Genomic DNA, 22579 nt, shown 5'->3' on the forward strand with positions numbered 1-22579 from the left:
AACCTTCCGGGCCCCAATATTCCTCTGGTATATTAGACTGTTCAAAAATACCCCTTTAAAAATCCAACTATTCTTTACGCTCCCTAGATATCAGATATAAAAATAAAACAAACAAAAATAACCCTATGCTTATACAATTTCTCCAAACATCATTTTCTAAAAAATAATTAAATAGAGTAAGTAACAATAAACAAATCGCTCCAATTAAAGGTAATCTATTTCGTATCATTTTTAGCATATATACCCCTCTCTCCTATTAAATACAAATAAAGAAAGATATTATGTTCAAAAAATCCCCAATTATTGCTTATCCATATAAAACGAAAGCAAAACCTAATATGATTATTCCTATACAGACTACAATTCCACCCGTGTTTAAAATAATACTAATGGCAACCATCACCAATGACTTAACGACAAATTTACTTCCCTTTTCTCTCCACCCTTTGAAAATTGATATTATTAAATATACTAAAGGGATGCATCCAGCCAAAATTAAAAATACTCCTATTACCTTCCCCATCTTTCCTCCTGCCGCTTCCGTTAAAAAATTAAAATTTTTTATTCTATATCATATACAAGCGATCCATTTTCAGCTCCATTTTTTAATTATTTTAAATCGGTATGTCCAATACAATGAGTAAAATTAATATGATTCCTCCTAAGAGTGCTGGAATACCAATCATTAGAGAGAAAAATAAACCAGAAAGAGGATTCATTATACACATATCAATAATAAAACCGAACCCTAACTTCCATTTATCTGCTACTGATTTTTCTTGTTTAACTTCCTGTATAGCTCTAGATATGGGAATAGCGGTAAAAAGAACCCCGACTATAAGTAGTCCTAATATTAGTGCGTACATGTATTTCACTCCAAACTATAGTAAGTTTCAATAAACTACTAGCCTCTTTTTCCTACTATATTCGATCTCCATTTAAAAGCTTACATTTTCAATTCTCCACATAATAGCAATTTTACCTGTTCTTCTAACTATAAGTTATGAAACCATTTATTTCCACTTCGAATTACCAAAAAAGAAGCAACAGAATTTATCATGAAAAACGATAGCATTCGTATAAAAATGAAGCAAAAGGGTAACATAAGCAAAAACGACATGAAATATGGAGGTTTCATAATGAAAATGCGCCAGGATGCATGGACTGGAGAAGAAGATTTACTTCTCGCAGAAACCGTTTTACGTCACATTCGCGAAGGCAGCACACAATTAAAAGCATTTGATGAAGTTGGCGATCAATTAAATAGAACATCTGCCGCTTGCGGCTTTCGTTGGAATGCAGAAGTTCGGCAAAGTTATGAAGAAGCTGTGCAAATTGCGAGAAAACAACGAAAAGAATTAAAGAGGGAACAAGCAGTGAAACCGAAAACGCAAGTATCACGAGTGGAACCGAAAAAAAAGGTCGTAATTGAGGCTGAGTTTTCGGAAGATGTTATCGCAACTGAGCCGTCACTTACGATGCAAGATATTATTTCATTTTTACAAAATATAGAACAAAACAATCCACATATAGAAAAATTACAAACTGAAAATGAAACATTACATAGTCAGCTTGAAACACTACAAAAAATAAATCATCAATTAGAGAAAAAGCTTGAAGCGCTGCAGAAACAACAGCAATCTGTACAAGAAGATTATGAAACACTCGTTAGAATTATGGACCGTGCCCGCAAGCTCGTCCTACTAGATGAGCCGAAAGAACAAATGGCACCGATTTTTAAAATGGATCAGAACGGAAATTTAGATATTGTTTCACAATGAAGAAGAGAGGTGCATGAGCACCTCTCTTCGTTTAGTCTTGTCCGACACGTTTTACTTCGATAGCCTTCAAACGTTCACGCACAACATGACTTGCCATAATTAAGCCTGCCACAGACGGAACGAATGCGTTAGAGGACGGTGGTAATTTCGCTTTGCGAATTTTTGCATTTTCATCTGGAACGATTTCTTTACGAATATCTTCACGAATCACAATTGGATTTTCATCAGAGAATACAACTTTTACACCTTTTTTAATACCTTCTTTACGAAGTTTCGTACGAATAACTTTCGCAATTGGATCTGTATGCGTTTTAGAAATATCCGCAATACGGAAACGAGTTGGGTCCATTTTATTTGCTGCACCCATACTTGAAATGATTTTAATTTTACGTCGCAAACACTGTTTAATTAAGTGAATTTTGAACGTAATTGTATCAGATGCATCCACTACGAAATCTAAACCATGTTTAAAGAACTCTTCGTATGTTTCATCTGTATAAAACATTTCTAATGCAATAACTTCGCAGTCCGGATTAATATCAGCAATACGCTCGTTCATTAATTCTACTTTTGAACGACCTACAGTAGAAAGTAACGCATGGATTTGACGGTTAACATTTGTAATATCTACAACGTCTTTATCAACTAATACAAGACGACCTACGCCAGAACGCGCTAACGCTTCTGCTGCAAACGAACCAACGCCGCCAATTCCTAAAATACCAACTGTACTATTCTTTAATATTTCAATACCTTCTTTTCCAAAGGCTAATTCATTACGTGAAAATTGATGTAACATGCGTTCTACACTCCTATTACAAAAATGGTCTACCATGTATTCTAGCGTTTTTCCGACTATTTGTATATATCCACTTTGATTTTTTAGAATCTAAGTCGCTGCCGTGCAGAATAAAACATAACTGCTACTTGCTTTCTCTCTTTGTTTTATACTTTGCACGTGGCAGGAAAAGGCCCTGACCGCTTCTATGCATGGCCAGTCCCTCTCGCCCATTTAAAAAAAATGCTTTTCTGTCGTTTTTTCATAAAGTAACTGAGTAGTTATTTTGTATTTATATAAGTTATATACTCAAATAAAAAATCCTAGATGGAATTAGTATGTCCATCTAGGATTCGTTCTTACTTCTCTTCTTTTACTTTTAATTGTAAGTAAAGCTCTTCAAGCTGTGCATCTGCAACTGGGCTTGGCGCTTCTGTTAATAAGCAGCTTGCGCTTGCTGTTTTCGGGAAGGCAATTGTATCACGAAGGTTTGTACGACCTGCAAGTAACATTACAAGGCGGTCTAAACCTAATGCAATTCCTCCATGCGGCGGTGTACCGTATTCAAATGCTTCTAATAAGAATCCGAACTGCTCTTGTGCTTCTTCTTGTGAGAAACCAAGTGCTTTGAACATTTTTTCTTGTACGTCACGCTCGTAAATACGAAGTGATCCGCCGCCAAGCTCATAACCATTTAATACAAGGTCATATGCTTGTGCACGCGCTTTTTCCGGTGCTGTTTCTAATAGCTCTACATCTTCACGGAATGGCATTGTGAATGGATGATGCGCTGCGAAGTAACGATCCGCATCCTCATCATACTCAAGAAGCGGCCAATCTGTTACCCATAGGAAGTTAAACTTGCTTTCATCAATTAACTCAAGTTCTTTACCTAGACGTAAACGAAGGGCTCCTAAGCTGTCTGCAACAACGCTCTTCTTATCAGCAACGAATAATAATAAATCGCCAGCATTCGCTTCTAACGTGCTCATAAGCGTGTTTGCATCTTCTTCGTTAAAGAATTTCGCGATTGGTCCTTTCAAGCCGTCTTCTTCAACTTTTAACCAAGCTAATCCTTTCGCTCCGTATACTTTAACGAATTCTGTTAATGCATCGATATCTTTACGAGAATATTTGCTCCCTGCACCTTTTGCATTGATTGCTTTTACTTGTCCACCGCTCTCTACAGCGCTTGTGAACACTTTAAATCCGCAGTCTGCCGCAAACTCTGATAGATCAATCAGTTCCATCGCAAAGCGTGTATCCGGCTTATCAGAGCCGTAGCGAGCCATTGCATCGGCATATGTCATGCGCGGGAATGGTGCGTTAATCTCTACATCTTTTGCTTCTTTCATCACTTTTACCATCATACGTTCCATCATTTCTAGAATTTCTTCTTGCGTTAAGAATGATGTCTCAATGTCGATTTGTGTAAATTCTGGCTGACGGTCTGCACGTAAGTCTTCATCACGGAAGCAACGTGCTACTTGATAATAACGCTCAAATCCGCCGACCATAAGAAGCTGCTTAAATAACTGCGGAGATTGCGGCAACGCATAAAATTCGCCTTCATGTACACGGCTTGGTACTAAGTAATCACGAGCTCCTTCTGGTGTACTTTTCGTTAAAATTGGTGTTTCTACTTCTAAGAAATCTTCGCTATCTAAGAAGTTACGAATTGTTTTCGTTACGTCGTGACGCATTTTAAATGTGTTGTACATAACAGGGCGACGTAAATCTAAATAACGATATTTTAGACGTACATCTTCTGATGCATCCGTATCATCTGTAATCATAATTGGTGTTGTTTTTGCTGCATTTAGTACGTTTACTTTTATCGCTTGTACTTCAATACGACCTGTTGCCATATTTTCATTAATTGCACCAGCTGCGCGCTCAACAACTGTACCTTCTACGTGCAGTACGTATTCACCGCGAATTGTTTCTGCTATTTCTAACGCTTCCTTTGAAGTTTCTGGACTAAATACGACTTGTACAATACCTGTACGGTCACGTAAGTCAATGAAAATTAATCCGCCTAAATCACGGCGCTTTTGTACCCAACCTTTTAATTGAACCGTTTGTCCCACAGCTTCTACTGTTACTTTTCCGCATGCATGCGTTCTTTCAGCCATTTCTTTTTCCCCCTATAGTGATTTTTCTGCTACATAAGAAGCAAATACATCTAACGCAACTTCTTCTTGTTCGCCCGTTGCCATATCTTTTAAATTGATAATACCTTTTTCTAATTCATCATCACCTAATACAGCTACATATTTTGCACTTAGACGATCCGCTGATTTAAACTGCGCCTTCATTTTACGATCTAAGTAATCTTTCTCAACTGCTAATCCAGCCTTACGAAGGTCAAAGACAATTTTGGCAGCATGATCTTTCGCTTTTTCACCAAGTGCTACAACATAACAATCAATATGATGAGCAATTGGTAATTCAATATTCTCAGCCTTCAGCGCCATAATTAAACGTTCGATACTCATCGCAAAACCAATACCAGGCATTTCCGGTCCACCGATTTCTTGTACAAGTCCGTTGTAACGACCGCCGCCGCTTAACGTCGTAATCGCCCCAAAACCTTCTGCTTTGCTCATAATTTCAAATACAGTGTGCTGATAATAATCTAAACCGCGCACAAGGTTTGGATCTTTCTCAAATGGAATACCCATCATTGTTAATAATTCTTGTACTTTTTCATAGTACACACTTGATTCTTCGTTTAAGTATTCTGTAATAGATGGCGCTGTGTTCATCAATTCATGATTGCGATCTTTTTTACAATCTAAAATACGAAGTGGGTTTTTCTCTAAACGAGATTGGCAATCTGAACAGAACTCACCGATGCGAGGCTCAAAGTGTGCAATTAATGCATCGCGATGCGCTTTACGGCTCGCTGCATCACCTAAGCTATTTAACACAACTTTAATATTCTTTAAGCCCATCCCGCGATAAAACTCAACAGCAAGCGCAATAACTTCTGCATCAATTGCTGGGTCATTACTACCAATCGCTTCAATACCAAACTGAACAAATTGACGATAGCGTCCTGCTTGTGGTCTTTCATAACGGAACATCTGCCCGATATAATATAATTTTGTCGGCTGCGTAGCGTCGCCAAACATTTTATTTTCTACATAAGAACGTACAACTGGTGCTGTTCCTTCTGGACGAAGTGTTAAGCTGCGCTCTCCGCGATCTTCGAATGTGTACATTTCTTTTTGTACGATATCTGTCGTATCCCCAACACCACGTAAAAATAATTCTGTGTGCTCAAAAATCGGTGTACGAATTTCTTTATAGTTGTAACGACGACAAATTTCACGTGCTTGCCCTTCAATATACTGCCATAGTTCCACAGTACCAGGAAGGATATCTTGCGTTCCGCGTGGGATTTGAATAGACATATTCAGTTCCTCCTCATTTTCTCAATAATAATAAAAATAAAAAAACTCCCGCCTCTACTGATTTTACAGTAGGGACGAGAGTATAATACCCGTGGTGCCACCCTAATTGAAGCACGTATGCTTCCACTTTTTTAATAACGCTTAAATTGCGTTCGACCTCTACTAAGCACTATGCCGTTCAAGACGAAACCTACAGAGTGTCATTCGATCAGTCATCATGCAGAAATGTTTTCAGCCCTGGACATTTCCTCTCTTTTCATGTGTCTCTCATCTACTCTTCTCTATCATCGGTTTATAACATATGTAACTGTAAAAAAATGAATTTGTTTACTACTATACGGTTATTCACAATTGTTGTCAAGATTCTCAAGAACGTCCAAGGTGTTTCTTTAAAGTTTTCACATCTTTTAAAGAAATTCCAAATTCAGAAGCAAGTTCTAGCGATGTATTTTGCTGTTCCTTTGAAATAAACTCATGAAAATTCACATTAAACAATTGGTTTGCTCCGTTAGTAGCAGAGTTTCCCTTTTCATTCATACGCATACGTATATCCCTCACATTCAAATAGTGGAATTCTAATGACTAGTGTTCCATATTGATATGGAGGTTATACACTATTGCCAAAAGGAGTCATCGCCTATTCCCTAACTGAATGCCCGCCTATTTTGGGAGAATACATATGCGAGCGTTTTATCAAAATCGTTTTCTTTATCAAATTACTGCAATTACTAACTTTTACTGGCATCTTTGATGTGGATGATATTATTTTGAACACTAGCGGCGCATTAATCGGCTACAGCATTTATATTGGCATGAAAAAATTATGGATTCGCTATAAGCGTACTAATAAAACCATCTCATTTTGATGATAAGGTGGCTTTTCTTGTGTCGAATATGATCGAAAGATCTTTATTTCGTGTCGAATCGCCGATATATTGCAAAAGTCGCCGATAAATGATACATTTGCGCTGATATATCGAAAAAAGCGCCGATATAGTTGTAGCCATGAAAAATCTTTGAGTCCTTCAGCAGATTTTTGAAAAATAAAAGTCATCGGCTAGTTCGATAAAGTGAAACTTCCATCAGTGGAGAGTTTTTTCATCTCCCACTGATGGAAAGCCCGCCCAATCGGGCTTTTACGGGCAGTTATCCCCCACCTATCTTCTTTAGAAAAGCGGAAGCGGCTCGCTCAGAAACGCAGGACGCCCACGTCCCTGACAAAGAGGCGCTTTTTGCCTCGTCGGAGGGGGCGAAACGACCGGAGATTCTAGCCGCTAGAACTGGACAACGTTTCTCTCTGAATCTTGAGGTGGGGGTCTTACTGCCCACAAATAGCGGGATGAATGTTCAAACACGTATGTCTCATTTCGTTCACTTTCCAATTAATCCTCTTTCCATATCTCTTCTATATGCTCTTCCAACTCTAGCAAAACTTCCTTGACCGATTCCTCCACTAATTCTCCCGTAATTTTGCATCCAGGTATGTTTTTAGAAACAGGCATACCAAGCCACGTTCGTTCGCATTTCCAAATTGTAATCATATATAAATCAAGTAATTCATCATCTTCTTCTGTTATTCCTATAACAACAACAGAATTGTATCCAGGAGTAAAATGATTTTCTCCCTCTATCTCAAGTCCTGCACCGAAATCTATATTTTTTTCTGCGAACACGGATTTATATTTTTTTAACAATAAAGCGATGGGTTCCTTTAAGGACTCTTCTATCTCCTTTATCTGTGCTAATAAACTTGGTGAAAATTCTTTGTAGGAATACTTCATCATATCGAACACCTTCTATATGATCTAATCGATAACGACAATAAATGGAAATATCATTTAAAGAAATTTTTTACGATTAACTTTTCATATTCTCTATTCATCGTATCACTCCCCCTTTCCATTATACAATAGACCAATTGTGCATATGTTTTAAACAAATCAAAAAGAGAGGGGAACATATCCCCTCTCTTCTACTATTATTATTTACTCTCTACAATCAATGTCACCGGACCATCATTAATAAGCTGAACGTCCATCATCGCCCCAAATTGTCCTGTTTCTACGTGCAGTCCTCGCTTGCGAAGTTCTTCGTTAAAGAAGTCGTATAAACGTTCTGCGTAGTCGGGTTTTGCTGCATCCATAAAGTTTGGTCTTCTCCCTTTTCGGCAATCTCCGTATAACGTGAACTGTGAAATGGAAAGAACTTGTCCCCCAACATCTAATACAGAATGGTTCATTTTTTCGTTTTCGTCTTCAAAAATGCGTAAGTTTGCAATTTTTTCAGCGATATACGTTGCATCTTTTTCTGTATCTTCATGGGTAATTCCAACTAATAGTGTTAAGCCGAAAGGAATTTGTCCTACAACTTCACCTTTTACTGTTACAGATGCTTCTTTTGATCGTTGTAAGACAACTCTCATTTCTCTTCACTCCTTATTAATGCATCATGCGGCGCACCGCATAAATTTCTGGAACTCGTTTAATACGCTCGACAACTTTTTTCAAATGCTGTAAGTTACGAATCGAAATAGACATATGAATAGTCGCCATTTTGTTGCGGTCGCTTCTTCCTGAAACAGCCGAAATGTATGTTTTCGTTTCTGTTACAGCTTGCAATACTTCATTTAATAAACCACGGCGGTCATATCCTGAAATTTCAATATCAACGTTGTATTCAATTTCTTTTTCTGGGCTGCCTTCCCATTCTACTTCTAACAACCTAACCTGCGCTTCTTCTGTATGAACATTTACACAGTCGGTACGATGAATGGATACACCACGGCCCTTTGTAATATAGCCAATGATATCATCACCTGGAACTGGATTACAGCACTTTGATAAACGAATAAGTAAATTATCCGCTCCGCTTACTTTCACACCAGAATCCCATTTGCGAATTTTCATCGGTTTTCGAACTTCTTTTACTTCTGTTAACTCTTCCTCTTCGCGTTGTTTACGGAATTTATCTGTTAGACGTGTGACAATTTGCGATGCAGTAATGCCATTATACCCAACAGCTGCAAACATATCTTCTTCGTTTGCAAAATTAAATTTCTCAGCAACGCGCTTTAAGTTATCAGATGCTAATACTTCTTTCATCTCATACTCAAGGCCTCGCACCTCTTTTTCAACAAGCTCGCGGCCTTTTTCAATATTTTCATCACGGCGCTGCTTTTTGAAAAATTGACGAATTTTATTTTTCGCATGCGATGTTTGCGCTAATTTCACCCAATCCTGACTCGGACCGTATGAATGTTTAGATGTTAAAATTTCAATGATGTCACCTGTTTTTAACTTGTAATCTAAAGTAACCATTTTACCGTTTACTTTTGCACCAATCGTTTTATTCCCGATTTCAGAGTGAACGCGGTAAGCAAAGTCAATTGGAACAGAGCCAAGTGGCAGTTCCATGACATCTCCTTTTGGTGTAAAAACGAACACCATATCAGAGAATAAATCAATTTTTAATGATTCCATAAACTCTTCTGCATTCGATGCTTCATTTTGCCATTCTAAAATTTGACGGAACCATGTTAATTTTTTCTCAAGCGTACCTGTTGTTTCAGCCGTTTTTCCTTCTTTATATGCCCAGTGTGCTGCAATTCCGTATTCAGCAATTTCATGCATTTCTTTCGTACGAATTTGCACTTCAAGCGGATCGCCTTTCGGTCCAATTACTGTCGTATGCAGCGACTGATATAAGTTCGCTTTTGGCATTGCGATATAATCTTTAAAACGTCCCGGCATTGGCTTCCAGCACGTATGAATAATACCCAGAACGGCATAACAATCTTTAATACTATTTACGACAACACGAACAGCTAACAAATCGTAAATTTCATTGAATTGTTTATTTTGCATCGCCATTTTTCGGTAAATGCTATAAATATGCTTTGGACGACCAGAAATCTCTGGTTGAATCGCGACTTCTTTTAATTTGTCACGAATTTCCGTCATAACTTCATCTAAATATTCTTCGCGTTCTGCACGCTTACGTTTCATTAAGTTGACAATACGATAATATTGCTGCGGATTTAAATAACGAAGCGACGTATCTTCTAATTCCCACTTAATCGTATTAATTCCGAGCCTGTGTGCTAATGGGGCGAAAATTTCTAATGTTTCATTTGCAATGCGGCGCTGTTTTTCTTGCGGTAAATGTTTCAATGTTCGCATATTGTGAAGTCGGTCTGCAAGCTTAATTAAAATAACACGGATATCTTGCGCCATTGCGATAAACATTTTTCGATGATTTTCTGCCTGCTGCTGTTCATGAGATTTGTATTTAATTTTCCCAAGCTTCGTTACACCATCAACAAGCATCGCAATCTCTTTTGTAAATTCACGTTCAATATCTTCTAATGTTACATCTGTATCTTCTACTACATCATGTAAAAAACCTGCTGATACAGTAGACGGATCCATGTGTAAATCCACTAAAATTCCTGCTACTTGAATAGGATGGATAATATATGGTTCACCTGATTTTCGGTATTGCTCGCTATGCGCTGCACGTGCAAATTCATAAGCGCGCGCAACAAGATCGATATCATCATCGTGTAAATATTGCCCTGCTTTCTCCAGTACCTGCTCAGCTGTTAGTACTTGTTCATTCGCCATCTAATCACCTTTTATTGAAGATTCATAATCTTTTTCCTTGCCAATTAGAATAATTTTTATCTTACCATTATAACGTAATGAGTGTGAATTGTGAAAAGGAAAAGATTTCACAGACATTTCACTTTACTTTTTTTCGATACATATATAAAAATACCCGATCCTCTCAAAGAGATTCACGGGTACTCCGCATGTCGTCCTGTTTACGATTAATATTTTTCTAATACTAATACGTCATAGCCATCTAACATTTTACGGCCATCTAAGTAAGTAAGCTCTACTAAAAATGCGATACCTGCAACAACACCGCCAAGTTCTTCTACCAGCTTAATTGTCGCTTCGATTGTTCCGCCTGTAGCTAATAAGTCATCTGTAATTAATACGCGTTGACCTGGTTTGATTGCATCTTTATGAATTGTTAACACATCTTTACCATACTCTTTACCGTAATCTACTTTGATTACTTCGCGTGGTAATTTACCTAATTTACGAACCGGTGCAAATCCTACTTCTAATGCGTAAGAAACTGGACATCCGATAATAAAACCACGTGCTTCTGGTCCTACTACAAGGTCGATACTTCTTTCTTTTGCATACGCAACGATTGCATCTGTTGCTGCTTTATATGCTTTTCCATCGTTCATTAAAGGTGTGATATCTTTAAAGACAATACCTTCTTTCGGATAATCTGGTACGATTGCAATATGTTGCTTGAAATCCATATTTATGAATCCTCCTCGAATTTAAAAGAGTTGTAAATACAAGTCCTTTATCCTAACTGTTCTACTTCTTTATGATTACGAATCGTTTCAAACCATGCATATAACTGCTGATATGTGCTATAAACTAGTTCCTTTTCTAATTGTAATTGGTTTATTTTCTCACGATACGTGTTTGATTCCGTTAAATCACGCTTTTTCATTTCTTCCGCCATAAAAATGACACCGTCTTTTATTGTAACAAATTCTAACTCAAAAAACACCTGTGTCATGAAATTTACTGTATCTTTTGACCACCCTTTATGACGGCAAAGCTGCTCACCATATTGACGAAGCGAAAATGGTGCTTTTTGATGTAGGAATGAATAGTACCATTTAAAGTGTTCTCTCGTCGGAACCGTACTAAATAAATGATTGTTTTCTTGATAAAAAACAGTATAGATGCGGGCCGGGAATCCTTTTTCACATATGTGCTTTAAATCTTCTGTTACATCTGGTAAATCAAGAACAACAACATAACGATCTTCTAATGTTATCACATCTTTAGCGTGTACAACATAATCGTTATATGCTTCTAAAGAAAATTTTTGCAGTGCTTCTTCCTTAAAATAGACGATTATCAATTTATCTCTCGAAAGATCAGCTAAATTCGTTTCTACATTACGCATACTACGCCAATCAAATAATTGCCAAGCTTCTACAGCAATGTCTTGAACCATAATTTGTGGTTTACGGAAATTATTCCATTCATTAATAGAAGCTTCTCCAACAATCGATACGTGCGCAACAGGAGAAATTTCTTTTGCCAATGTCCCGAAACCAAAGCCAATGCTATCTAATGTCGCTTGTCCATCACGAAGTGTCATTTTCAAATGTGAACCATCGGAACCAATAGCACGAATACTTTCCAGACTTGCATCTTTCACAGCAACGCGCGGCTTTGGGTTCCCAACACCGAACGGAGCAAGCTTTTGCATTTCTTCTATTGCAGCAAGTGTGACATCTTCAACTTTACACACTACATCTACCGTAGTGACCGGGATAAAATCCTCATCTGATAGCAATGCAGTAGCTTGCTCGTTTAAGCGTCGGCGCAATTCATCGACATCATCCATACTAAGGGTCATACCAGCAGCCATTGGATGCCCGCCAAAATGCGGTAAAATATCCCGGCAATCTGATAAATTCGCGTACAAATCAAACCCTTCAATACTACGAGCTGATCCTTTTGCCGTACCTTTTTCAGGATCAATACTTAGCACAATTGTCGGACGGTAAAAGCGATCTACGAGCTTTGAAGCAACAATCCCAATTACGCCGGGATTCCACCCTTCTTTTGCCAAAACTAATACTGCATTCTCTTCTGGTGGATAATGTGTTTCTACTTCTGCAATCGCTTCTTCTGTAATTTGCTTTACAATATCTTTTCGTAATTTGTTCAATTCATCAATTTCTTGTGCGAGTTCTTTTGCTTCTTCTACGTCTTCTGATAATAATAAATGAACAGCTGGCGCTGCATCTTCTAATCGTCCAACCGCATTAATGCGTGGTCCAATTGCAAACCCTACACTTTCTTCTGTAATTTCACCTTGCGAAATATTAGCAACTTTAAACAGCGCCTGTAGTCCCACTCGCTGCGTTGTTCGCAATTTTTTCAATCCGCGCTGCACAAGCAGACGGTTTTCACCATAAAGAGGCACTAAATCGGCTACTGTACCAATAACAGCAATTTCTAATAAATGTTCTGGTACACTCCCAAGCAATGCATGAGCAACTTTAAACGCAACACCAACACCTGCTAAATAGTGAAATGGATATACGCCACCCTCTAACTTCGGATGAATGATAGCCAAAGCTTCCGGTAATTCTGGCGGCGGCTCATGATGGTCAGTAATAATTAAATCAATGCCGAGCTCCTTCGCAACCTGCGCCTCATGAACGGCTGCAATGCCTGTATCAACCGTAATGATAAGCGAGAAACCAGCACGGTGCGCCCAGCGAAACGCTTCTTCATTCGGTCCATACCCTTCTGTAAACCGGTTCGGAATATAAAACTCTACATCCGCTCCGAGTTCTTGCAATGCTAGAAATAAAACGGTTGTACTACTAACACCGTCCGCATCATAGTCACCGAAAATTAAAATTTGTTCACCGTTTTGAATCGCTTGGCGAACGCGCTCTACAGTACGATCCATACCTTTAAGTAAAAAAGGATCGTGAAATTCTTGCTGCTCTGTATTTAAAAAATCCACAATCTTTTCTTCTGTATCTAAACCTCTATTTAATAATAACGAAGTAACAAGAGATGACAATTGAAGTTTATTTGCCAATTGTCCTACAAGCTCCTCATTATTATCCTTTTCTTTCCAACGCGTCTTCGGTTGTAACACGACATCACCCCTTAACCTGTCTATTATACTAGACAGACTAAGGGGTGACAATGAGGTTTGACTAACCAATTAGGCTCTTACAGGTAGCCCTTCTCCTACATTAATCAGGAGAATATGGATTAATGTGAACGAAAACATTTTGCACATGATCTTGCTGCATGAGCATCTCTTTCACACGTTTACCAATGCGATGCCCTTCTTCTACCGTAATGTATGGATCAACAGACACTTTAATATCAACAATGACATAGTGTCCATGCTCTCTTGCATATAGCGAGCCTATTTTCTTAATTCCTTCTACTTGCATAACCGCTTCTCTCATCGGAATGATATCTTCTTCGTGAAGCACATGATCCAACGTTGTATGAATCGCTTCTTTTCCAATATCCCAAGCCATTTTTATAACGAGTAAAGATACAAATAAACCAGCAACTGGATCAGCATATACAAGCCACTCCATTCCCAGTTTATCGCCTATAATCGCCGCTCCAATACCAATTAAAGCTGCAATTGATGAAAACACATCTGAACGATGCTCATACGCGTTTGCAATAATAGCATCACTATTTATTCTTTTGCCTAACTGATATTTGTATCGAAACATCCCTTCTTTCACAACAATAGAAAGAAGTACAGCAATCACAGTAATCCAGCGCGGAGGCTCAAGCACTTGTGTAAGAGCTTTAACAGAAGAAATAACAATTTCAATTCCGACAATAAATAAAAGAACAGCTACAATAATTGCAGAAATAGATTCCGCTTTTCCGTGCCCATATGGATGATCCTCATCAGGCGGTTGCTTTGCTGCACGCAGTCCAAAAAAGACTGCTAATGAGCCAATCACATCCGAACCAGAATGAACCGCATCCGCCATAAGCGCCTTACTATTTCCAATATATCCAATGACTGCTTTGACAATCGCAAGCACAATATTGCCGACAATTCCAATAATTGCCCCAAACTCCGCTTGTTTAAAACGTTCATCTTTTTCCATAATCGAAACCCTTTCTTTCATCAACGTACACGTTATCCCGCTACTCGCGGACAGTAAGACCCCCACCTCAAGATTCCGCGAAAAACGTTGTCCAGCTCTAGCGGCTAGAATCTCCGGTCGTTTCGCCCCCTCGGACGAGGCAAAAAACGCCTCTCCGTCAGGGGCGCGGGCGTCCTACGATTCTGAGCGAGCCGCTTCCGCTTTTCTAAAGAAGATAGGTGGAGGATAACTGTCCGTAAAAGCCCGCACTAACCTTTACTTTATTCTATCCCAGAACAAAAAAAGAAATGCCTGCAAAGAGGCATCTCTTTTCGTTCAAATTCAAGTGATTTTTCTTATACTTGCGGTTCAGATGTCTTTACTTCCACTTTCTTCTGACCTTTTCCTTTTTTCAAGCGGCGGTTTTCAAGCATCAGCCAAATTTGGGATGCAACGAAAACAGAAGAGTAAGTACCAACAATTAAACCGACAAATAATGCAATTGAGAAGTTACGCAATGACTCACTACCGAAAATTAATAATGTAATAACAGGTAGTAACACTGTCATAACTGTATTGATAGAACGACCGATTGTTTGACGAATACTCGCATTCACAATCTCTTCTAAATCGCTTAATGTGCGAATTTTTTGTTTCTGTTTGTACAACTCACGATTTCGGTCAAACGTAACAATCGAATCGTTAATAGAATAACCGATAATTGTTAGCACCGCTGCGATAAACGTTAGATCGACTTCTAAGTGAAGTAAACTGAACACAACGATAATGAAGAATGCATCGTGCAGAAGTGCTAATACTGCTGATAATGCATATGTAAAGCGGAAACGGATGCTCACATATAAAATGATAACAACTGATGCAATCAGTACAGCAATAAACGCATTTCGTGCAATTTCTTTCCCAATTGTTGGAGAAACTGTACTTACGTTTGGCTCTGTACCATATTTATCGTGGAAGACTGTTTTTACTTTCGTAATATCATCTTTTGATAGTACACCAATTGTACGAACAGCAAATCCTTTATTATCGTTACCTGTTGGCACGATATCTTCTGGCTTCACATCTATTTTCAAATCATGCAATTCTTTTTGTACTTGTGATACTGTTATCGCTTGATTTGTTTTAATATCCATGCGCGTACCACTTGCAAAATCAATACCAAGGTTTAATTTAAAAATTGGTAAAATAATTGAACCTGCAATCATGACAACAACAGAGAACCAGAAAAATTTATGTCCGATACTAACAAAGTTAATACGGTCAAATTTCGTCGGTGCATGTTCTACACCTTTTGATAACGGAATAACTTCCTTCGGTTTTACACCAAAGTAAGAATATTTTTTATCAAAGTAACGGCTCTTAACAAGTAAACTCAGTAAGAAACGTGTACCATATACATTGGTAATGAAGCCGACTAAAATACTTACAATTAAACTTGTCGCAAACCCTTTAACAGAGCTATTACCATATGCAAATAAGACAGCCGCTGCTGCAAGTGTTGTAACATTCGCATCTAAAATCGTTGATAACGAACGCTGATTACCTGCACGATATGCTGATAACATCGATTTTCCGATGCGCAATTCTTCTTTCAGCCTTTCATACGTAATAACGTTGGCATCAACCGCAATTCCGACCCCGAGTACGAGTGCTGCTATACCCGGCAATGTGAGAACCGCGTGCATCCAATTGAATACGAGTAACGTTATGTAAATATATAAACCAAGCATAATTATCGCTACAAGACCAGGTAGACGATAGAACACAATCATAAACAAGAAAATAAGAGCTATACCGATTGCACTCGCAAAAATTGTTTTTTGTAGTGCTTGCTCACCAAATTTTGCTCCAACAGAAGTAGAGTAAATTTCTTTTAAATCAACAGGAAGCGCTCCGGCATTTAACAACTCTGAAAGTTGTTTCGCGCTCTCTACTGTAAAGTTCCCACCAACAATAGATACTTCCGCTTGATTAAACACTTGATTCACAGTAGCTGCTGATAAATATTTCGGTTTTGGTTTTGCTGCTTCTGCCTTATAAGAATCTTTTCCTTCTTCAAAGTCAAGCCAAATTACCATTAAATTGTTCGGCTTCATGCTTAATATTTTCTCAGTCACTTGACGGAATTTATCAGCACTCTTTAATTTTAAGCTAACACTTGGTCGTCCTTGCTCATCAAATGTTTGCTTTGCACCATCCGTTGCTAAATCCGCACCGTCCATTAGAATGTTATCATTCACATCACGGAACGTTAATTTCGCTTGAGTTGATAATACATCTCGTGCTTGCTGTTGATCTTTGATGCCAGCAAGCTGCACACGAATGCGATCATTCCCTTCAATTTGGATATTCGGTTCGCTTACACCAAGAACGTTTACACGTTTTTCGAGTGCACCAACCGTACTCACAAGAGTATCCCTGGTAACTTTATCCCCTTTTTTCGCTGGCTTTACTTCATATAAAATTTCAAAGCCGCCTCGAAGATCAAGTCCGAGGTTAATTCCTTTTGTAATGTTTTTTGTCGTTGCTCCAATGATTCCTCCAATTAATAACACAACGAGGAAAAAGGCAACGATTCTGCTGCTTCGCTTTGCCATATGTTTCTTGTTCCTCCTTTGAACAAAAGCGCTTGTTCCAAAATTACCTCTTTATCAATACTCATTATTATACTGCAAGAGGAAGAACAAACCAATTACAACCTTATTATTTATTTTCATATTCATCAAACGACCAAAGCGGTGCTTGATACGCCTTCAGCGTTAAATATGTCATATAATCGCTAGCTGTTAACGTTAACACATCATTTACAAGCTCATACAATCTGACATCGGGCCCTACTTTTTTCCACTTTTTGTCCTTTAAACATTTCCATACGTCTTCTAGTGTAACACGATCATAGCCGAGCATGTGAAACTCTTCCACTTTACTGTCTAAAACAATTTGTAATTGTTCACGGTACACTTCTATTAATTCCTCTTTCTCAGCCACTTCTATCTCATCTCCCTCTGGTCACAGATTCCTCATTTCAAAAGCTTGTCATGCTTATCTTATTCATGCATATAAATTATTGTAAATCATTCCACTGATTTTGAGAAGGTAGGAGAAAACGATGACGAAACAAACCTTTTTACGAGGTGCTTTTATTTTAATGTTCGCCGGCTTTATTACAAAAATATTAGGCTTTATTAATCGCATTGTGATGGCGCGTATTTTAGGCGAAGAAGGTGTTGGGTTATATATGATGGCTGTGCCAACATTTATATTAGCTATTACTATTACACAAATCGGTCTTCCAGTTGCCATTGCAAAACTGATCGCTGAAGCAGAGGCGACACATGATAAACAACAAGTTAAAAAAATATTAACTGTTTCATTGGCCATTACCTCGGTCATTAGTATTCTATTAACAATCGGAATTATGCTTCTTGCTCCTTTATTAGCAGAAACATTACTAACTGATAAACGAACCTACTATCCATTAATCGCTATTTTACCGGTTGTGCCTGTTATTGCTGTTTCCTCTGTGCTGCGCGGTTATTTCCAAGGGAGACAAAACATGAAGCCAAGTGCCTATGCACAAGTGCTAGAACAAGTCGTTCGCATTACTATTATTGCTGTATGCATTCGCTTTTTCTTACCATATGGAGTGGAATACGCAGCAGCAGGTGCCATGCTCTCAGCTGTACTTGGAGAAATTGCTTCTCTGTTATTTCTATTAACATTATTTCAAAGAGAAAAACATCTTTCCATACGTTCTCATTTTATAAGTACTGTAAAAGAAAGTAAAAGTACCTTTTATTCTTTAATGGATATTGCGCTTCCTACAACAGGAAGCCGCTTAATTGGATCTATTTCTTACTTTTTCGAACCAATTGTTGTTATGCAAAGTTTAGCAATTGCCGGAGTTGCAGCTTCTATCGCAACGCAGCAATACGGCATCTTAAATGGATATGCCTTTCCACTTTTGTCTCTGCCAGCCTTTATTACATATGCTCTTTCTACGGCACTTGTTCCTTCTATTAGCGAAGCAAACGCAAAAAAACAACGTCGGTTAGTAGAGCATAGACTACAGCAAGCGCTGCGCATCTCTCTTATCACAGGCGGCTGGTCTGTCGTTATTTTATATGTATTCACTTCGCCTATTTTAACACTTATGTACGGTTCCGATAGCGCTACTCTTTTCATTCAAGTGCTCGCACCTTGCTTTTTATTTCACTATTTTCAAGGACCACTCACGTCTGTATTACAAGCTCTAAATTTAGCACGAGCGGCCATGATGAATACATTTATCGGAGCAATTGTAAAATTACTTGTTATTTTCGTCCTGGCCTCACAACCACAGTTTCAAATGATGGGCGTCGCTCTTGCAATTGCAGCCAATATCGTTACAGTTACTTTACTTCACTATGCAACTGTCTTAAAAAAAATTACGTTTACTATTTATATAAAAGATTATGTATACGGTTTACTTGCTATTATCATCTCCGGGGGAGTAGGTTACTACATACATAAGCATCTTACCTTTTCTCCTTCACTTGGCAAGCAAACATTATGGGAGGTACTATCTACTACGATACTATATGTATTCCTGTTAATCCTTTTTCGAATTATTCGAAAAGAAGAATTACTAAGGCTCCCTATTCTTCGCAAATTTTCTTTTTTAAAATAAAAATAGCTATCGAATTTATTTCGATGGCTATTTTTATTTCATAAGCTGCAATGGCTTTTGGTAATAGACAAGCGTTGTACAATCATTCAATCGTTTACTAACACCAGTCTGTACAAAACCCATTTTTTCATACAGATAACAGTTCCGTTTTTCCTCTAAAATTGTAGCTAATTCCCAACTTGTTGCTTGCGGGAACATCTCTTCTAGTAACAATATTACTTTTTGAGCAATTCCTTTTCCTTGATACTTCGGAAGAATAAACATAGGACTGATCCAAAACTTGGTTGTCCCTTCTTTCCAAACTACACATACAGCACCAACAACGGCCTTATTGTACATGATTTTATAAAATCCACCATACGGATTATGAATTCTTGTAATGACTCTATCAAATTTCTCGTTTGCAGGATTCGTATTATAATCTTGGTATGTTTCCAATAACGGCAGAAAAGTCTCTACTTGCATCGCATAAATCAATTCCGCGTCAGAAACCGCAGCTTTTTCTAGTGTGACTCCCATATCATTCACTCCAAATTAGACTTCTTTGCACTTTCATATTCGACATAGTTCTATGAAGTCCTGTTTGGAGCATATATTTACTCATCTTTTAAATCAACAAAAAACTGACCGTTTTGAAAACTACAATATGAAATCTTCTCAATATCTGTATGCCCCAGTTTCTTTAGCTTATTCTCCAGCCATATATCGGTATGTTCCATCATGTATAAATGTTTTTTCTGAATCTCTCCATCAATAATAAGTGGAACTGAAAATAATGGTGTGTCATTTTTACTTTTTTGTTTTTCAAATACTGATAATCTTCCCGATGGCTCTAAAATCGCATACTCTACATCACGTATATCACCGATACTTTGCTCGCGTAATTGCATAAGTAAATCATCCATGTTATAACGCTGTTTACGCATTTGCTTCTCATCAATCTTTCCCTCACGTATGATAATAGCCGGCTCCCCTTCTAATATATGACGAATACGCTGACTTTTTAGCGAGACAAGGGATAACACAATTTGAATAAGCATAATCAGCACCATCGGAACGAGTTGATGCCAAATTGCTTTATCCATATTTTCAATTGCAATAACCGCCATTTCACCAAGCATAATAAATACAACTAAGTCTAAAACACTTAATTCACCAATTTCGCGTTTTCCCATCAGCCGAAAAATAATTAACATCACACTGTATAAAAGAATTGTTCGAAAGATAATTTGAAGTAGTTCCATCTTTCATTTCCTTCCTCGTCGCAATTTCTATATATTAGTTTCCCCGCACAAAAAGAAACTAGTCTAACTTAGCAGAAGAAGAAATATGCTTGTATTAGAAAGGAGAGATGCTCTATGGATGGAACTAGAAAATTATCAATTGCAGTTGGATTCGGCATCGTTACCTTGCTTATTTTTGCTTGCCTAGCAAGTATCATCATTGCTTTATTATTGAAGTTTACAAACATAAATGAAAGAACTTTATCCATCGCACTTCTTGTCCTCGCAATTGTATCGACAGTAATCGCTGGATTTGTTGCTGGAGTAAAAGCACAAGGAAAAGGATGGTTTGTCGGTGGATCTACTGGAGTTGTATTTGCTATTCTCGTATTTCTTGTAAATTATTTAGGCTTTTCATCGGCGTTATCGAACGTACAGCTTCTATATCAACTTGTACTTATTGCGGCAAGTACAATTGGAGGCATACTTGGAGTCAATATCGGTAAGCGCACAACATATTAAAAAAAGCCCTGTATTTTCAGGGCTTTTTCATTAGTTTTTCACAACGTCGCGAATTGCACTGCGATCAAATGTAAGGTGTGAACCACCAGATTTAATCACAATTGTTGTATCGTTTACAGATTCAATTGTACCGTGTAAGCCGCCAATTGTTACGATTGCATCGCCTTTTTTCAGTTCACTTTGCATTTGCGCTACAGCCTTTTGACGTTTTTGTTGTGGACGAATTAGTAAGAAGTAGAAAATCGCAAACATCGCAACGATCATGATAATATTCATCATACCTGGATTCATCTTTTATGCCTCCTTAATTATTATGTATTAGAAGTTTTTAGCATTCGGTTTATTAAAACCATATTGTTCAAAGAACTCATCACGGAAATCTCCAAGACGGTCTTCACGAATGGCTTGTCTCACCTGCTCCATTAATTTTAACAGAAAATGCAGGTTGTGATAAGACGTTAAACGAATTCCAAATGTTTCATCACATTTCATTAAGTGACGAATGTACGCACGTGAATAGTTTTTACATGTATAACAATCACAATTCGGATCAAGCGGACCAAAGTCTTTCGCAAATTTCGCATTTTTTACAACTAAACGGCCTTCACTTGTCATACACGTACCGTTTCGCGCAATACGAGTTGGAAGTACACAGTCGAACATATCAATACCGCGGATTGCACCATCAATTAACGAATCTGGTGATCCAACGCCCATTAAATAACGCGGCTTGTTATCAGGAAGAAGCGGTGTTGTAAATTCAAGCACACGGTTCATAATATCTTTTGGTTCCCCAACGGATAAACCACCAACTGCGTAACCCGGAAAATCCATTGAAACAAGGTCGCGTGCACTTTGACGACGAAGCTCTTCAAACTCTCCGCCCTGTACAATACCAAATAGACCTTGATCCTCTGGACGCTGATGTGCTTTTAAGCAACGTTCTGCCCAGCGGCTCGTACGCTCTACTGATTTTTTCATATACTCAAATGTTGCCGGAAACGGCGGGCACTCATCAAACGCCATCATAATATCAGAACCAAGTGCATTTTGAATTTCCATTGCCTTTTCTGGTGACAGGAACAATTTATCCCCGTTTAAGTGATTACGGAAATGAACGCCTTCTTCTTCAATGCGGCGGAAGTCACTTAAACTAAATACTTGGAAGCCGCCAGAATCTGTTAAAATCGACCGATCCCAGTTCATAAATTTATGCAAGCCGCCTGCCTCACGCACAATTTCATGACCAGGACGAAGCCATAAATGATACGTATTACTTAAAATAATACCCGCATCCATTGCTTTTAACTCTTCTGGTGACATTGTTTTTACAGTTGCAAGTGTTCCAACTGGCATAAAAATCGGCGTTTCAAATGAACCATGCGGTGTATGAACGCGTCCTAAACGTGCACCCGTTTGTTTACATGTTTTAATTAATTCATAACGTATTGCTGTCATATCTTTA

Annotated in this window: 22 protein-coding genes and 1 other annotated feature; of the genes, 4 read left to right on the forward strand and 18 right to left on the reverse strand. The window is 38.1% G+C overall.

Annotated elements, in window-relative coordinates; all coding sequences use genetic code 11:
• Nucleotides 1-307 precede the first annotated feature (307 nt).
• Together BM350_RS04925 and BM350_RS04930 are read right to left on the reverse strand one after the other, a co-directional pair.
• Nucleotides 308-523 (reverse strand): hypothetical protein, encoded by a 216-nt coding sequence (locus BM350_RS04925; RefSeq protein ID WP_090916829.1) that lies wholly within the window; start codon nt 521-523, stop codon nt 308-310.
• 91 nt (nt 524-614) lie between these two features.
• Entirely contained in the window at nt 615-866 is a 252-nt protein-coding gene (locus BM350_RS04930) for a hypothetical protein (protein ID WP_090916830.1), read from the reverse strand.
• 273 nt (nt 867-1139) lie between these two features.
• Between BM350_RS04930 and BM350_RS04935 the strand changes: the two genes are divergently transcribed.
• Nucleotides 1140-1781 (forward strand): RsfA family transcriptional regulator, encoded by a 642-nt coding sequence (locus BM350_RS04935; RefSeq protein WP_090916832.1) that lies wholly within the window; start codon nt 1140-1142, stop codon nt 1779-1781.
• A gap of 31 nt (nt 1782-1812) precedes the next feature.
• Here BM350_RS04935 and BM350_RS04940 read toward each other — a convergent pair whose 3' ends face one another.
• From BM350_RS04940 to BM350_RS26770, 4 genes are all read right to left on the reverse strand, one after another.
• On the reverse strand, nt 1813-2580 hold the full coding sequence (locus BM350_RS04940; RefSeq protein ID WP_090916834.1) for a tRNA threonylcarbamoyladenosine dehydratase: 768 nt from the start codon (nt 2578-2580) through the stop codon (nt 1813-1815).
• Between the two features lie 338 nt (nt 2581-2918).
• Complete coding sequence (gene aspS / locus BM350_RS04945) at nt 2919-4694, reverse strand: aspartate--tRNA ligase (protein ID WP_090916836.1); 1776 nt, start codon at nt 4692-4694, stop codon at nt 2919-2921.
• A gap of 12 nt (nt 4695-4706) precedes the next feature.
• On the reverse strand, nt 4707-5978 hold the full coding sequence (gene hisS, locus BM350_RS04950; protein WP_090916837.1) for a histidine--tRNA ligase: 1272 nt from the start codon (nt 5976-5978) through the stop codon (nt 4707-4709).
• Nucleotides 5979-6045: 67 nt separating this feature from the next.
• Nucleotides 6046-6275 (reverse strand) — a binding site (T-box leader).
• Nucleotides 6276-6344: 69 nt separating this feature from the next.
• On the reverse strand, nt 6345-6521 hold the full coding sequence (locus tag BM350_RS26770) for a hypothetical protein (RefSeq protein WP_020060835.1): 177 nt from the start codon (nt 6519-6521) through the stop codon (nt 6345-6347).
• 74 nt (nt 6522-6595) lie between these two features.
• Here BM350_RS26770 and BM350_RS04960 point away from each other — a divergent pair, with 74 nt between their 5' ends.
• Nucleotides 6596-6844 carry a VanZ family protein gene (locus tag BM350_RS04960; protein ID WP_090916839.1) on the forward strand — a complete coding sequence of 83 codons (249 nt, stop codon included), beginning with the start codon at nt 6596-6598 and terminating at the stop codon, nt 6842-6844.
• A gap of 516 nt (nt 6845-7360) precedes the next feature.
• Here the strand turns inward: BM350_RS04960 and BM350_RS04970 are convergent.
• The 8 genes from BM350_RS04970 to BM350_RS05005 form a co-directional block, all read right to left on the reverse strand.
• Nucleotides 7361-7762: a hypothetical protein gene (locus tag BM350_RS04970; RefSeq protein WP_090919752.1), complete on the reverse strand. Its 402-nt coding sequence runs from the start codon at nt 7760-7762 to the stop codon at nt 7361-7363.
• Nucleotides 7763-7959: 197 nt separating this feature from the next.
• Entirely contained in the window at nt 7960-8400 is a 441-nt protein-coding gene (dtd, locus tag BM350_RS04975; RefSeq protein WP_090919749.1) for a D-aminoacyl-tRNA deacylase, read from the reverse strand.
• Between the two features lie 16 nt (nt 8401-8416).
• Complete coding sequence (gene relA, locus BM350_RS04980) at nt 8417-10600, reverse strand: GTP diphosphokinase (protein WP_090919746.1); 2184 nt, start codon at nt 10598-10600, stop codon at nt 8417-8419.
• Between the two features lie 206 nt (nt 10601-10806).
• Nucleotides 10807-11319 carry an adenine phosphoribosyltransferase gene (locus BM350_RS04985; RefSeq protein ID WP_090919743.1) on the reverse strand — a complete coding sequence of 171 codons (513 nt, stop codon included), beginning with the start codon at nt 11317-11319 and terminating at the stop codon, nt 10807-10809.
• A 47-nt stretch (nt 11320-11366) separates the two neighbouring features.
• Nucleotides 11367-13706: a single-stranded-DNA-specific exonuclease RecJ gene (gene recJ / locus BM350_RS04990; protein WP_090919740.1), complete on the reverse strand. Its 2340-nt coding sequence runs from the start codon at nt 13704-13706 to the stop codon at nt 11367-11369.
• A gap of 100 nt (nt 13707-13806) precedes the next feature.
• Nucleotides 13807-14700, reverse strand: coding sequence for a cation diffusion facilitator family transporter (locus BM350_RS04995; RefSeq protein WP_090919737.1), 894 nt, complete (start codon nt 14698-14700; stop codon nt 13807-13809).
• Nucleotides 14701-15035: 335 nt separating this feature from the next.
• The gene (gene secDF, locus BM350_RS05000) at nt 15036-17297 is read right to left on the reverse strand and encodes a protein translocase subunit SecDF (RefSeq protein ID WP_090919734.1); all 2262 of its coding nucleotides are present in this window, start codon (nt 17295-17297) and stop codon (nt 15036-15038) included.
• 106 nt (nt 17298-17403) lie between these two features.
• Nucleotides 17404-17688 carry a post-transcriptional regulator gene (locus tag BM350_RS05005; protein ID WP_090919731.1) on the reverse strand — a complete coding sequence of 95 codons (285 nt, stop codon included), beginning with the start codon at nt 17686-17688 and terminating at the stop codon, nt 17404-17406.
• Between the two features lie 121 nt (nt 17689-17809).
• Between BM350_RS05005 and spoVB the strand changes: the two genes are divergently transcribed.
• Entirely contained in the window at nt 17810-19369 is a 1560-nt protein-coding gene (gene spoVB / locus BM350_RS05010) for a stage V sporulation protein B (protein WP_090919728.1), read from the forward strand.
• Between the two features lie 33 nt (nt 19370-19402).
• Here the strand turns inward: spoVB and BM350_RS05015 are convergent, their stop codons facing one another.
• Both BM350_RS05015 and BM350_RS05020 read right to left on the reverse strand, forming a co-directional pair.
• Nucleotides 19403-19888, reverse strand: a complete 486-nt coding sequence (locus BM350_RS05015) for a GNAT family N-acetyltransferase (protein ID WP_090919725.1) — start codon at nt 19886-19888, stop codon at nt 19403-19405.
• 77 nt (nt 19889-19965) lie between these two features.
• A complete protein-coding gene (locus BM350_RS05020) occupies nt 19966-20613 on the reverse strand; it encodes a DUF421 domain-containing protein (protein WP_090919722.1) in 648 nt (215 codons plus the stop codon).
• 114 nt (nt 20614-20727) lie between these two features.
• Between BM350_RS05020 and BM350_RS05025 the strand changes: the two genes are divergently transcribed.
• Nucleotides 20728-21114: a TIGR04086 family membrane protein gene (locus BM350_RS05025; protein WP_090919719.1), complete on the forward strand. Its 387-nt coding sequence runs from the start codon at nt 20728-20730 to the stop codon at nt 21112-21114.
• Between the two features lie 30 nt (nt 21115-21144).
• Here BM350_RS05025 and yajC read toward each other — a convergent pair whose 3' ends face one another.
• The gene (gene yajC, locus BM350_RS05030) at nt 21145-21405 is read right to left on the reverse strand and encodes a preprotein translocase subunit YajC (protein WP_090919716.1); all 261 of its coding nucleotides are present in this window, start codon (nt 21403-21405) and stop codon (nt 21145-21147) included.
• A gap of 27 nt (nt 21406-21432) precedes the next feature.
• Nucleotides 21433-22572 carry a tRNA guanosine(34) transglycosylase Tgt gene (tgt, locus tag BM350_RS05035; RefSeq protein ID WP_090919713.1) on the reverse strand — a complete coding sequence of 380 codons (1140 nt, stop codon included), beginning with the start codon at nt 22570-22572 and terminating at the stop codon, nt 21433-21435.
• Between the last annotated feature and the right edge of the window lie 7 nt (nt 22573-22579).

The organism is Bacillus sp. 103mf (assembly GCF_900116295.1).
GTDB lineage: Bacteria > Bacillota > Bacilli > Bacillales > Bacillaceae_G > Bacillus_A > Bacillus_A bruguierae.